Consider the following 14561-nt stretch of genomic DNA (forward strand, 5'->3'; position numbering starts at 1 on the left):
GTTAGACGTCCAGCGAGGCCAGGGCCAATTGACGGAAGGCCTCGCTGCGGGCCAGCACCGCGCCCACATCCACGCCCGCCGGGTCACCGCCGCGCACGTCCGAGTCCAGCCGCGCCAGCACGCGCCCCGCCGCCAGCGACGCGGGCATCGCGCGCCAGGCCGCCACCGCCGCGTCCTCCCACACCAGCACCGCGCCGGGCCGGGTGAGCTCCACACCGTCGGCGCCCAGCGCCAGCGCCAGCGCGCAAAGCCAGCCCAGTTCCACCGCGCCGAAGCAGCCGAGCGCGCCCGCGCCCAGCACCAGCGCGTCCGGCGACGTGAGGTACGCCTCCACGCCGCCGCGCGGGTCCACGGACACGCGCACGCCTTCCGCGCCCAGCGCTTCGAGCACCGGCTTCAGCGCGACGTGCAGCCGCGCGAGGCTCGCTTCCGTCACCGGCACCAGGCCCTCCGGCTCCGGGTGCTGGAAGTCCTGCGCGGGGCGCGCCAGTCGCGACACGGGCGCGCGAGGCGCCGGGGCATCGCTGCCGACGAGCGCGGCGCCGATGCCGTCCGTGCGCTCCGCCTCCGGACGGCCCAGGGCGCGCAGCGCTTCCGCGTACAGCGTCCAGCCGTCCACGTCCGGCCACTTCTCCCGCAGCAGCGCGGGCCAGAAGCGCACCGCGAGCACCGCGCCGTCCGGGGACGGAGAGAAGCGCTCGGTCACCCACCGCGTCAGCACGGGCGTGAGCTGCTGCGCGTCCGCGAGCCGCTCCGCCAGTCGCACAGCCGGGCCCACGAGCTGCGCGTCCAGGTAGCCGCGCAGGATGACTTCCAGCTCCGCGGGGTCTTGCGTGAGGCGCTCGCGCAGCCGCAGCGCTTCGCCCACGAGGCCGCGCGCGTCGGCGAGCTTCACGCGGCGGGCCAGCCGCTCGTCCGTGTCCGGAAGCTGCTCCAGCTGCGTGGCCGCTTCGGCCCAGCGCTGCTGGGCTTCGTACGCGTCCGCCAGGCGCTCGCGGTACGGCGTCCACGCGTCGGCGCCCGCGAGCTTCGCGAGGGTGTCCGCCAGCGAGAGGAACACCGTGGACTCGCGCGCCTCGTCCACCAGCGCGAGCAGCGACTGCACGGCGGCGAGGTTGTCCGCGTCGTCGGTGAGGGCGGCCTCGAAGGCCTCGCGCGCTTCGGCGGGCTGGGCCAGCGGGCCCTGGAGCAGCTCACCGCGCTCCAGGTGCAGCAGCGCGCGCGCCTTGGCGTCCTTGGTGTCCTCCGCGATGAGCGCCAGCGTGCGCTCCGCGGACTCCAGGTTGCCCAGCTGGCGCTCCAGCGCGTAGCGCTCGCGCAGCAGCTCCTCGCGGCGCGCGGGCCAGCCGTCCGCGGCGAAGGCCAGGGACTCCAGCCGCGCGGGCTCCGGCAGCGCGCGCACGCGGACGAGCACCGCCTCCGCCAGCGCTTCCGGCTCCAGGCCCAGCTCCGGCAGGAGGAGCATCAGGCGCGCGCCGAGGCCGGGCTCCCCACCCACCTCCTCCAGGGCGCGCAGGCGCGCGAGCACCGGGGCCGGACGGGCGCGCAGGACTTCGTCGCGCAGCGCCACGGCGAAGGCGGTGTCGCGCTCGTAGGACAGGGCCGCCAGCTCCAGCAGGCCTTCCCACTCCGCGTCCTCGCGCAGGCCGTCCGCCAGCGCGGAGGCGTGGGCGGGATCCGCGTCCGGCATCGCGACCAGGGCCCAGAGGGCCACGCGCGTCCGGGGCACGTCGCCCGCCTGCGCGGCCATGGCCAGCGCGTCGGTGTACTCGCCGGCGGCCATGGCGGGCGCGAAGCCCACGTCCAGGGCGCGCGCGAAGGCGCCCAGGCGGGCGAAGCGCTCGGCCAGCTCCGACGCGGACAGCATGTCCGGTGCGTCGGTGGCGATGCGCTCGATGACCTCCAGCGCCTCGCCCATCTCGCCCGCCTTCTCCCAGAGGCCGGCGGCCTCCAGCAGCAGCGGGGGACGCTCTTCCGGCGCGGCGAGCCGGGCTGCCTGCAACAGCGCGCGGGCCGCGCGGGGCGCGTCTCCGGAGGCGCGGTGCAGGTGCGCGACAAGCAGCGCGGCGCGCAGGTCCGGCTCCGTGGCGACGGCGGCCTTCGCGGCCTTCAGCGCCTCGTCCAGCAGGCCCGCCTTCTCGAAGGCGCGCGCGGCGGCCACCAGCAGCGACACGCGCTGCTCACCCGACGCGAGCTCCGCGCGGGCCACGCGCACTTCCGCGCGGCGCGCGTGCGCCTCACCGAGCAGCGGCTCCAGGGCCTCCAGCGCGTCGGCGTAGCCGGCGCCGGAAGCGCCCCGCGACACCACGGCCTCCAGCGCGTCGCGCGCGGCGTCCTCACGGCCCGCGTCCTTCGCCAGCGCCGCGAACTCCAGCCGGAGCACCGCGGACTCGTCCGCGTCCTCCGTGAGGGGAATCAACCGCTCCAGCGCGGCGAGCAGCCCAGCGGACTCCTTGCGCGCGCGCAGGCCGTCCACCAGCGCGCGCAGGGCGGCCGGATTCTCCGGATCCGCTTCCGCCGCGCGGCGCGTGAGGGCCCAGGCCGTGTCCGCGTCCGACAGCGACTCGTTCGCCACGGACGCGGCGGCGAGCAGCAGCTCCGCGGCGCGCGAGCCTCCCGCGGCCTCCGCGCCCACTTCGTAGATGCCCAGCAGGTCGCCGTGGCGGCCCAGGGCGCGCAGGCCCTCCACCGCACGGTCAATGACGCTCGCGTCCGCCGGGCGCAGCCGCGCCAGGGGCACCAGCGCGTCGATGGCCTCGCGCGGGTCGTCGAAGAGGTCCGCCGCGCGGCGCAGCAGCACCTCTTCCGTCGCCGCGTCCTGGGCCCTGCGCGCCAGCTGCAACGACGCGCGGTACAGCCCGGGGCCGTTGCCCGTGCGCGAGTGCACCTCCGCGAGCAGCGACAGCGCCTCACCGCCGCGCGCGCCCTCCGGCTCCAGCGACACGACGGCTTCGAAGGCATCCGCCGCGTCGTGGAACGCACCCGACGCGAGCGACGCATGGCCCAGGCGCAGCCACGTGCGCACGCGCACCGGCACCGGCAGCGAGTCGCCGCCCAGCGCCAGCACCCGGCGGTCATACGGCTGCGCGGCGGCGGGGCCTCCCCCCTGCGCGGCCAGCTCGGCGCGGGCGCAGAGCGCATCCACGTCGCCCCCCGCGCGGCCCAGGTAGTCGTCGAAGGCCTCCGCGGCCTTGAGCGCTTCGCCCGCGTCCAGCAGGCGCTGGGCCCGCTCACGCAACAGGGGCAGCGCGTCCGAGGGGGCCACGGCCTCCGCGCGCTGGCCCAGCAGGTCCGCCAGCCGGCGCACGTCACCGGCGGCGCGCTCGCGCACGTGCTGGAAGGCCTCCGCGTTGGAGGGGTCCAGCTCGAACGCGCGGTCCTCGCAGAGGATGGCGCGCTCGCGGGCCCCCTCTTCGCGGAAGGCGCTCGCGGCGGCGAGGTAGCTCGCGGCGGCCTCGGCGGGCGTCTGGCGCTCGGCGCGGCGGAGCATCAGCTCGGCCAGGGCCTGACGCTCGCCGCTCTCCTCCAGGAAGGCGCGGTGGCGCGTGAAGACGGGCTCCCGGAACGGATCCGCCTCCAGGAGGATGGCGTCGAACTCGGCGGCGTCGGCGGGGCGGCGCACCTGGTGCAGCAGCTCCGCCGCCTGCGCGGTCAGGTCCAGGTCGTCCGGCTTCGCGGCGCGCGCGGCGATGAGCGCGGCGGCGGCGGCCTCCGGCTTGTTCGCGCGGTCGCGGTAGAGGACCGCGGCCTGGAGGAGCAGCGCCGCGTGACGGTCGGCGTCGATCTCCGCCTCCGCGCACTCCTCGTACCAGGCGGCCAGCTCCGCGAGCCGGCCGTCGCGCTCCAGCAGCTCCGCGAGCAGGCCTTCGGCCTCCGTGAGCCACCGGTCCTGGCGCAGGGCCTGCCGAAGGAAGCCCTCCGCCTTCGCCGGGTCCGCGAGCTCGCCCAGGTGCAGGCGGGCCAGCCGCAGCAGCACCGCCGCGCCCTCGCGCGTGCCCGTCATCCGGGGCAGCCCGCGTTCCCACCAGCGCGCCTCGGCGGCCGCGTCGTCGCGGCGCTCGGCCAGGGCCGCGCCCATGCGCGCGGTGTCCAGCTCCGCGGCGAACCCGAAGGCGCGCTCCAGCGAGGCTTCGGCCGCGTTCAGGTCCAGCTTCACGTCGCGCAGCAGCTCCGCGCGGCGGCGTTCGCACGCGGCGGCCTCCGCGTTGCGCTCCCCGGCGGCGAGCAGGTCGCGCGCGTTGGCGAGCGAGCGCAGCGCTTCGTCCGTGCGGCCCAGCGACTCGGCGAGCCGGGCCTCTTCGTCATGGGCCGCGAGCGCGGCGTCCACGTCCCCGGCCTGGAGGCTGAGCGCGGCCACCGGCTGGAGCTCCGCCAGCAGCTCCGACGTGCGGCCCGTCTCGCGGTAGAGCGCGACGAGCCGGCGGCGCAGGGGCAAGGGCTCCTTCGCCATCGTCGCCGCATGCGACAGCAACGACGCGGCGATGCCCGCGTCCGCCAGCGCCTCGCGTGCGCGCTCCGCCAGCGACACCAGCCGCGCGACGGTGTCCTCGGACGGCGCCAGCACGCGCGCGTGGGCAACGCGCACCTCGAAGGCACCGCGCGGATCCTCGCGCTCCAGCAGCGCGGCAAGGCGTTCCACGGCGCGCTCGCACAGGGGACGCTCCGCGAGCAGGTGCCGGTACGCGGCCACCGCGCGCTTCACGTCGCCAGCCTGCTCCGCCAGGTCGCCCAGGCGCAGGCTCATGGCCTCCGCTGCCTCCGGAGCCGAGCGGAAGTCCGCCGCCTGGACCAGGGCCTCCTGCAACGGCAGCGCTTCGCGCACCGCGCCGCGCAGGTAGAGCAGGTCCGCCAGCGTGGCCAGGTCCTCGCCCTTCGCCGGCACCCGCGCATGCGCGCGACGCGCCAGGGCCAGCGCCCGGTCCAGCTCCTGGGCCTGCCGCGCGTAGGTGGCGCCCTCGCGCAGCAGCGCCGCGGCCTCGGCGGCGTCGGCGTCCTCCGCCGCGGCCTCCAGCAGGCCCGCGGCCTCCAGCAGCTCGCCGCGACCGGCCACCAGCGACACCAGCCGGCGGCGCACCGCCGCGTCGGCCGGGGTCAGCCGCAGCGCCTGTCGCAGCGCGGCCTCGGCGGGCGCACCCTGCCCCAGCCGGTCGAGGTAGAGGCTCGCGAGCTCCGAGTACAGCGACGCGGCGACGGCGGCCGGAGCATGGGGCGCCTCTGCGGCGAGCAGCTCCGCGAGCCGGGCCCAGTCCTCCAGGTCGCGCAGCACGCGCTGCAACGCGAGCGTGGCCTCTTCGTGACGCGGCGCCAGGACCAGCGCGGCTTCCAGGTCGCGCGCGGCGGCCTCGCGGTCACCCAGGTCTTCGAGCAGCGTGGCGCGCAGCAGCAGCGCCTCCACGCGGCGGGCGATGGGCCCCTGGCGCGCGGCCTCGACCAGCGCCGCGGCTTCGTCGGCGGGCTTGCCTTCGCGACGGGCCAGCTCGGCGAGCGCGAAGAAGGCGTCGCACCGCGCGTCGGCGGGCGGCTCCAGCGCGATGGCGGCACGCAGCGCGTCCCCGGCGGAGGCGCGCTCGTCCTTCTCCAGCAGCACGGTGGCCAGGGCCAGCAGCCGCTCGCGAGCGCGAGCGCCCAGGGTGGCATCCGCGGCCACGGCGCGGCGCCACGCATCCAGCTCCGCGGGCGCGTCCGACGCCTCGCGCGCCAGCTCCGCCAGCATCAGCAGCAGCGGCGCGGGGCGGCGCGACAGCTTCGCGGCCTGGGCGCAGTCATCCCGCGCGGGACCCGTGCGGCCCGCGCTCCGGTGCAGGGCGGCACGGCGCGCGAGCAGCTCGGCGCGAGCCTCACCCGACGCGGCGGACACCAGCGTGCCCAGCAGCTCCAGCCGCTCGGCCTCTTCTTCCGGCGTGCCGGTGCCGGGCGGGGGCAAGAGCTCCAGCAGCGCCTGCGCCGCCCACGCGTCCTGCGACTCCTCCGCCAGCAGGCTGCGCAGCGAATCCGCCGCGGCGCTCGCACGGCCCAGGGAGAGGCACAGCTCGGCCAGCTCGCGGCGGGCCTGACGGCGGGCGTCTCCGGAGAGGCGCGGCCACAGCTCCACCAGCAGGTCCGCCAGGGCCTCGCGGGCGCCGGCCTTGCGGTGCAGCGCGGCCAGCTCCAGCCGCGCGTCCAGGTCCTCCGGCGTGCGCGCGCAGAACTCCGCGAGCAGGCGCCGGGCCGCGTCCGTGCGGTTCGCGCGCACGGCGGCGGTGGCGGCCTTGCGCGTGAGGGCCACGCGCTCCGCTTCGCGCGGGGCGTCCACGTCCGCGGGCGGCAGCGCCAGCACCGCCTCGAAGTCCTCCAGCGCGGCGCGGGCATCCGTGGTCAGCCGCAGCTCGCCCCGGCGGATCCGCGCGGGCGCGAACGTCGCGTCGCGCTCCAGCGCCTCGGCGAGGAAGGCCTCCTCACGGCTCGTGCCCGCGGCCAGCAGCGACGCGCGGAAGAGCAGCTTCGCGCCCGCCCGGGCATCCGGCACCAGCGTGGCCCGTCGCGCGTACAGCCGCGCCGCCTCCAGCTTCTCGCCGCGCTCCAGCTCCAGCTCCGCCAGCGCCTCCAGCACCTCCGCGGCGAGCGGTCCCTCGGGGCTCGCCTCCAGCGCGGAGGCCAGGCGCATCAGCGCGGCGGCCTTCTCCCCGCGCTCCAGCAGGGCACGCGCGCTCTGGAGGAACAGCGGCGCCGCTTCCTCCGACCGGTCCGCGCCCGCCAGCGCCTGCGCGCGCGTGGCCCACAGCTCCGCCAGCGCCTGCGTCTCGCCGGCCTCCGTGTAGAGGGCCTCCAGCCGCGTGGCGAGCACGTCGTCCAGCCGCCGCAGCGGGAACGCCTGCGCGTACGCGGCGATGGCGCCCTCGCGGTCACCCAGGAGCTCGCACGCCCGGCCCAGCCGCGCGCGCACGTCCGCCAGCTTCTCCGGCGCCGCGGTGCGCGGCAGCGTGGCCAGCAGCGACTCCAGCGCGCGCCGGGCATGCTCGGGCCGCTCGCAGCGCAGGCTCAGGTCCGCCAGGTCCAGCAGCACCGCCGCGTCCGGCGCGAGCCGCGCGGCCTTCTCCAGCGCCACCAGCGCGTCGCCCACGCGACCCAGCCGCGCCTCCAGCACGCCGGCCAGCTCACGCAGCGCCGCCGCCGCCAGCCGCTTGTCGCCCTGCGCTTCCGCCACGCGCGCGCGGTCCTCCAGCGCCGTGGCGAGCCCCGCCAGGTCGGCGCGCTTGCGCTGCAACGCGCACAGCTCGCCCAGCGCAGGCAGGTCATCCGGCTCCGCGCGCAGCACCTCCTGCAGCGCGTGCACGGCGAGGTCCAGATCGAACGCCAGGTCGCGCGCGGCCACCGCGAGCCGGCGGTACTTCTGCGCCCGCTCCTTCGGCTCCACCGTCAGCCGCGCCAGCGCCGCGAGGCACCGGGTGAGCTGCGCGCCGTCGCGGCGGGCCTCGGCCAGCGCGAGCAGCGACTCCAGCGCGGGCCGGTGGTCGCCGTCCGCCTCCAGCGCGAGCGTCAGCAGCTTGTCGGCCTTGTCCGCCTGCTGGAGCTTGCCCCGGTACAGCTCGCCGGCCTCGGCCCACAGCGCGGCGCGGGCCTTCGGCTCCTCCTTGAGGGCGGCGGCCTTCTCCAGCGCCTCGGCCAGCTCCTGCGAGCGGCCGGTGACGCGGAAGTACGGGATCAGTTCGTCCAGCGCCACCGCGTCGCGCGGATCCAACGCGAGCGCCGCTTCCAGGTGCTCGCGCGCCCGCGCCGGGTCGCCCAGCTTCGTGCGCGACAGCCGCGCCAGCGCGTGGTGGCTCTCGTGCGCGGCGTGGCGCACGCTCTCCGAACGCGGAGCAGGACCCGCCAGCTCCAGCGCCTGCTGGTAGCCGCTCAGGGCCTCCTGCAACCGGCCCAGCCCTTCGGCCACGCGCGCGGAGGCGAACAGCGGCTCCGGCTCACCGGGCAGCAGCGACACCGCCTCGCGGTAGCGCAAGAGCGCGTTCTCCGGCTGCTTCAGGCCGTCTTCCCACACCCGGCCCGCGAGCAGGTCCGCCTGTCCCACGCGGTCCAGCTCATGGCGTGCCATGGACACTTCACGCAGCCGGTCCAGCGCCTTCAACGCGCGCAGGTGCTCGCCGCCGCGGTGGCACAGCTCACCGAGCAGGAGCAGCGCGTCCGGTTGATCCGGCGACAGGCGCAGCGCGGCCTCGCAGTGCAGCCGGGCCCCCGCGATGTCGTCCTCCGTCTGCGCGCACAGCCGCGCCAGGTGCACGTGCGCGTCCGCGGCCTCCAACGGATCGCGAGCCAGGGCCGCGAGCCGCCGGTACGCCCGCACCGCGCCCGCCCGGTCGCGCGCCTGGTCCGACGCGCGCGCCAGCGCCTTCAACGACGGCAGGTGGTCCGGCTTGAGCCCCAGCAGCTCGTGCAGCGCCTTCACCGCCACCTGGGGCGCGGTGTCGCGCGAGGAGCGCGCGGCGGCCTCTGCGGCGAAGAACGCGGCGGCCTCCTCCGACGTGCGGCGGGCCAGCGCGCACAGCGCCAGGTAGCGCTCCGCCGCGCGGGCACCCTCGCCCCGGCGCTCGCGCACCACGGCCTCGCCCCACAGCGCCGCGGGGCTGCGGTCCCGGCGGCGCGACAGCGTGGCCGCCACGTCCAGGGCCAGGTCATGCGCCTGCGGATCCGCGACGAGCAACGCCAAGAGCCGCTCCGCCGCGAACGGGTGCGCGTCCTGCGCGTCTCCGGCCTGGAGGTACGCCTGCCGCGCCTCCGCGAGCCGGCCCTGCGCGACCAGCGCTTCCGCGTCCGCGAAGGCCCGCGCGCCCTCCAGCGCCAGCATCAGCTCCTCGTCCGGCGCGGCGGGCGGCGGCAGCCCACCGGCGGCGAAGCGCAGCCGCAGGCCCGTGCTGGAGACCTCCGCCGCGGACAGGCGCGCGGTGTCCAGCGTGGGCACCTTGTAGCCCCGGCTCAGCGCGGCCAGCTCGCACAGCGCCGGCAGCACGCGGGTGGAGAAGCCGGTGGCGCCGCGCACCTCCACGTCCGGCAAGAGGCCCAGCGCGCCCACGGCCTCGGACAAGAGGCCCGGCAGCTGCACCGACGGCGTGGCGGAGAAGCCATACAGCCGCACGTCGTAGACGTAGACGGCCAGCCGGTCCCCGTCCGCGTCGAAGGCGATCTTGAACGTGAACGGCGTGCGCTCCGGCGCGGGCAGCCGGCCCTGGCCCTCCAGGTAGCCGGGGCGGAAGTGCAGCCGCAGCTCCTCCACGCCCGCGAGCCGCCCGGCCAGCTCCGCCACCTTGCGCGTGACGAGGTCCGCGTCGACCGTCAGCTCCAGGAAGCCGAAGAGCAGCTTCTTGCGCTGGTACCGGGTGGCGCCCGCGCTGACGTTGAACGGGAAGCTGACGTCCGGAATCTGGAGCGCGAAGTCGGCGATGCGCAGCCCGGGCTGGACCTCCAAGGCCGGAAAGCCCACGAACGCACGCCGATCCAACAGGCGAAGCTCGGGGGCGGCGCCGGAAGCGGGCGCGACGGGCTTGGGGGACTCGCTATCGGTGGCCATCGGTGAGGCTGGGGAGGCTACCATGCCCCCTAAGTCCTGGAATTTTTGGGCAAACCCCCGCCTGGGAGGCAGGCGGCGGGGCACGATGTACCCAGGTGAATCCTCCCTGGAGGAACGTCATGCGCCCAGGCCGGAAGCCGTGCAAGATGCCGCGCCGTGCTGGCCCCCGACGCACTGGTTCTCGACGGTCGTTTCCGGGTCCTCGGGCCCCTGGGCTCCGGGGGCATGGGTGAGGTGTACCTGGGCGAACAGGTCTCCCTGGGCCGCAAGGTCGCCATCAAGGTCCTCCACCACGACCTGCACGCCCAGGCCGGCATGGCCGAGCGCTTCAAGCGCGAGGCCCGCCTCCTGTCCGCCGTGGAGCACCCGGCGGTGGTGCGCATCGTGGACTTCGGCGAGTCCGGCGACGCCGCGTGCCTCGTCATGGAGTTCGTGGAGGGGCAGAGCCTCTACGACGCGCTCCAGGGCGGTCCGCTCCTCGCGCCCCGGGCGCTGGCGCTGCTCCAGCAGCTGGCGGAAGGCCTGGCGGCCATCCACGACAAGGGCATCATCCACCGCGACCTGAAGCCGGAGAACGTCCTCATCTCCCCGTCGGTGCGCGGCGAGCAGGCGCGGCTCTTGGATTTCGGCATCGCGCGGCTGGTGGAGCCGGACGCGAACAGCGCGCTCAGCCAGGTGGGCGTGGTGCTGGGCACGCCGGAGTACCTGTCCCCGGAGCAGGCCGTGGGCGCGAAGGTGGACACGCGCAGCGACCTGTACTCCTTCGGCGTGCTGGCCTACCGCGTGCTGTCCGGGCGGCTGCCGTTCGACGGGCCTTCGCCGCGCCACTTCCTGTCGCAGCACGCCTCGGCCGCGCCGCTGCCCCTGGATCGCGCGGCTCCGCAGCTGTCGCGCTACGTGGGGCTGCTGTCGCTGGTGATGCGGCTCTTGGACAAGGACCCGGCGAAGCGGCCGCAGACGGCGAAGGAACTCGCGGACGCGCTGGGCCTGGCGCACGCGGCGCTGATGGCCTTCACCCCCAGCCAGGGCACGCCCATCGTCCACGCGACGCCCGCCGCTGGAACGGCGCCGGCCTTCCCTGGCTCGGGCACGGCGGCGTTCGGCGTGAATCCCGCGCCCGCGGGCCCGGGCTCCGGCACGGCGGCGTTCGGCGTGGCCCCGGCCGCCCCTTCGGTGACAGCGCCTCCGGTGCAGGCGCCGCAGCGCACGGGCACGGCGGCGTTCGGCACGGCGGCCCGGGTGACGGGCGGCGGGATGCCCGCGGTGACGGGCGGCGCGGCGGTGACGAAGGCGCAGAACGTGACGGTGATGCTCACCGACATCCAGGGCTTCACCGACCGCATGAGCCGGCAGACGCACGAGGAGAACGCGCGGATGCTGGACACGCACGACCGGCTGCTGATGCCGCTGGTGCGCGAGCACGACGGGCGCCTGGTGCAGAAGCGCGGCGACGCGCTGCTCGCGGTCTTCCGCGCCCCCTCCTCCTCCATCCGCTGCGGCATGGCGATGCAGCAGGCGCTCTGGCGCTACAACCAGACGGTGCCGATGGAGCACCAGCTCCACATCCGCGTGTGCCTGCACGCGGGCGAGGTGCTGGTGACGAACGACGCGGTGCTCGGCGAGCCGATGGAGGTGGTGAAGGCGGTGGAGCACGTGGCCGCCGCGGACGAGGTGACCTTCACCGAGGCCGTGAACATGGTGCGCAACCGCGCCGAGGCCCCCGCCGAGCCCTGCGGCACCATCCCCCTGCCCGGCCGCGATGAGAAGGTGCAGCTGTACCGGGTGACGCGCTCGGCGGAGGGCTCACCGTTCGGCGCGGCGCTGGGCCACCGGGAGCCCGGGACGCGGCAGTCGCCGCTGGACGGCCTGCGCACGAAGGCGCTCGAGGGCATGGCCTTCGGCATGGCCTTCCTGCGTCAGCGCCCCCGCGTGCTGGCCGGCGCCGCGGGAGCGCTGGTGCTGCTGGGAGTGGGCGTCGCCTGGACGGTGCACGCGAGTGATCCGCTGGTGCAGGCGCGGGCATTGTTGAAGGACGGCCAGCCCGCCGAAGCGCTCCAGCGGTTGAACGAGCAGGACGTGCCGAAGGGCGCGGAGACGACGCGGCTGCGCGCGGCGGTGAAGCACGCGCTGAACGCGCACAACGAGGAGCACGGCCTCATCCTGGGCCTGGACGAGGAGGGCCGGGCCGCGCCGGAGCTGGGGCTGCTGGACGGGCTGGCGGAGGACTTCGGGAACAACGAGAAGGACCTCTCCGCGCGCAGGGCCCTGGAGGCGCTGCCCGCCGCCACGGTGCGCTCCCACTTCGAGTCCCTGGCCCGGGCAGAGCCCTCGACGAAGCAGTGGGGCGCGCTGCGCTACCTGGACTCGAAGGACCACGCGGGCCTGGACCGGCTGGAGCTCTACTCCGCGTCGTTGGAGTCCAGCGACTGCGGCGTGCGTACGAAGGCGGCCTCGCAGCTGGCGTCCCTGGGCGACCCCGCCGCCCTGCCCGCCCTCACGCGTGCGCTGGAGCAAGCCCCCCGGGAGAAGGCGTCCGGCGGAGGCAAGGCCTGCAGCACGCAGGGGCTCATCCGGGCCATCGAAGACCTGAAGAAGAAGTCCTCGCCCTGAGCCCCCCGGCCCTCGACGAGGTCCAAACCTGTCCGACAGTCGGACAGGTTCGGGCGGTACGCCGCTGACCTGGCGTGGCTCCGGGAACACGCGTGTGTCCCGAGAGCCTCGGGGCCGCACGGGTTCCCGGGCGGAAGCGCGGCGGAGCCGCTGTGCATCCATCTTGCACTCGCGGCGGGCTTCCCATGCACTCCCTCCCCATGACACCGCTCCGCGCCTCGGCGCTCCTGCTCCTCCTCACGGCCTGTGCCTCCACGCCCTCCGGGCCTCCGCCGTCCCAGGAGGAATTCGTGCTCACGCCAGACGTGCGCGTGCGGCGCCTCGCCCCGGGCGTGTGGATGCACGTCACGGAAGCGGGCGGGGACTGGGCAGGCATCACCGCGAACGGGCTGCTCGTGGAGGACGGTGACGCGTCCATCCTCGTCGACACCGGCTGGAAGCCGGAGCACGCCCGGGCGCTGCTCACCTGGGCGAAGGACACGCTCCACCACCCGGTGCGCGCCGCGGTGGTGACGCACTTCCACGTCGACCGGACCGGCGGCATCCCCACGCTCGACGCCCAGGGCATCCCCGTTCACGGACGGGAAGACACCGCGCGCCGCGCCTCGGCGAAGGGCAATCCCGTGCCCTCGGAGCGGCTGACGGATGCGCAGGACTTCGGACCGCTGTCGGTGTTCTTCCCCGGCGCGGGCCACTCGCCCGACAACCTCGTCGTCATGCACCCGGCCACGGGCATCCTCTATGGCGGCTGCTTCATCAAGGACGCCACCGCGAAGACGCTGGGCAACCTGGAGGACGCGGATGTCGCCGCGTGGCCCTCGAGTCTCCAGCGCCAGCGCGAGCACTTCCCCAACGCCCGCGTCATCGTGCCCGGCCACGAGCAGCCCGGTGGGACGGAGCTGCTGGAGCACACCGAGGCCCTGCTGAAGAAGGCCTCGCCCTGAGAAACCTGGCGGCTCAGTCGTCCCGGCGCGCGTGGCCCTTCTTCTTGCCACGCCCCGGGCCGTCCCAGTCGTCGTCCCTGTCGTGGCCGTGGCCGTGGCCGCCCTTGTCCTTCACCTTGTCGTTCACCTTGATGAGGTTGCGCGAGTACGCGTCGTAGTCCAGGTGCAGGTGGCCCTTCTCGCCCCGGCCATCCACGCGGAACTTCACCTTCCACACGTCGTTGCCGGTGAGGTGCGCCTCCTGCAGATCGCAGCGGTAGCCGCGAGCGCGGCACTGGTCGAACCCGCGCCGCACGGCCTCGTCGTAGCCCATCGCCACCGGACGGGACGGGGGCGGCCTCGGAGGCGGACGCGAAGGACGCGAGGGGCGCGTCTCCGCCACGAGGCAGCCGGACGACAGCAACAGGCATCCCAGGAGCAGGGGCAATCTCATGCGCGGGATGACGCCACACCCGCGCCGGGATTCAAACGCGCTCGCGGTGCGAGCAAGCCCTCGGGACTGCCGTGAGACTACAAACCTCCAGGTGAAGCGAACGCGACGAACAGCTCGCCCGCGAGGTACGCGCGCGTCCCCTTGCTCGCCGGTCGGATGAAATCGTTGAGCAGCGCACCCGAGTTGAGCTTGTGCACCGTGGGGAACGCCAGGTTCATGCGGCTGCGCGCCACGCCCTTGCCGCCCCGGTGGATGAACGTCACGGTGCCGTCCGGCGCCACGGCCTCCACGACCGCGATGTGCGTCATGCCGTCGTTGCGCTTGCCGTCGCGGTTGCGGTCGTACGTCTCCTTGAAGAACGCCAGGTCGCCCGGACGCGGGTTCAGCCGGCGCACCGCGCCCGCCGCCTGCGCGCGACGGAAGATGCCCGTCACCGCGTTCTCTCCCGCGAGGAAGCCGTGCGCCACCAGGTCGATGCCGGCTTGGAGATATGCCAGCCGCACCAGCCCCGAGCAGTCATTGGGCACCGAGCGGTCCAACCGCCGCGCGCCCACCAGCTGCGCCGCGCGCGCCACGATGCCGCGCGCCTGCTTCGACGGCGGCGGCAGCAGTTCCTCCCAGAAGCCGCCCGGCCCCTGCGTGGGTCCGGTGAAGAGCGCCGCGGCCTCCAGCGCCGCCGCGATGACGCCCGCCTCCTCCGGCACCGGGTGCGCGTCCGCCTCCAGCAGCGCCGCCAGCCCCTCGCTGCCCTCGGGCGTCACGAAGGCCAGCGGCGGAGGCGCTTCGGCCTTCACGCCCAGTGCTCCCTCCGCGCCCACCGCCGCGACCCTGGGTGGTTCAACGGACGACCGCGTGGCGGACGGGACCGGGAGCTCCACCGCCATGCGAGGCGCGGCGTCCGGGACGTGCGCACAACCCACCAGACAGCCCAGCGACATCAGGGTGACGAGCGACGAACGACGCAGCAGCAACAAGTCCTCCGGGGGTGAACGCGGACGCATTCAACCCCGGAATCGTTGTACGTCAAACAGCG

At 75.6% G+C, this 14561-nt stretch carries 5 protein-coding genes; 2 read left to right on the forward strand and 3 right to left on the reverse strand.

All coding sequences use genetic code 11. The features are described 5' to 3' along the window. Position 1 precedes the first annotated feature (1 nt). Positions 2-9541, reverse strand: coding sequence for a flagellar hook-length control protein FliK (locus tag NR792_RS21890; RefSeq protein ID WP_375761666.1), 9540 nt, complete (start codon positions 9539-9541; stop codon positions 2-4). 156 nt (positions 9542-9697) lie between these two features. Between NR792_RS21890 and NR792_RS21895 the strand changes: the two genes are divergently transcribed. Next, positions 9698-12151 (forward strand): protein kinase, encoded by a 2454-nt coding sequence (locus tag NR792_RS21895; protein WP_375754617.1) that lies wholly within the window; start codon positions 9698-9700, stop codon positions 12149-12151. A 185-nt stretch (positions 12152-12336) separates the two neighbouring features. Continuing rightward, a complete protein-coding gene (bla, locus tag NR792_RS21900; RefSeq protein WP_375754619.1) occupies positions 12337-13095 on the forward strand; it encodes a subclass B1 metallo-beta-lactamase in 759 nt (252 codons plus the stop codon). 13 nt (positions 13096-13108) lie between these two features. Here the strand turns inward: bla and NR792_RS21905 are convergent, their stop codons facing one another. Then, positions 13109-13528 carry a hypothetical protein gene (locus NR792_RS21905; RefSeq protein ID WP_375754620.1) on the reverse strand — a complete coding sequence of 140 codons (420 nt, stop codon included), beginning with the start codon at positions 13526-13528 and terminating at the stop codon, positions 13109-13111. Positions 13529-13605: 77 nt separating this feature from the next. Beyond that, positions 13606-14529, reverse strand: coding sequence for a CHAP domain-containing protein (locus NR792_RS21910; RefSeq protein WP_375754621.1), 924 nt, complete (start codon positions 14527-14529; stop codon positions 13606-13608). Positions 14530-14561: the final 32 nt, after the last annotated feature.

It is taken from the genome of Corallococcus exercitus (assembly GCF_042231735.1).
Taxonomy (GTDB): Bacteria; Myxococcota; Myxococcia; order Myxococcales; family Myxococcaceae; genus Corallococcus; species Corallococcus exercitus_B.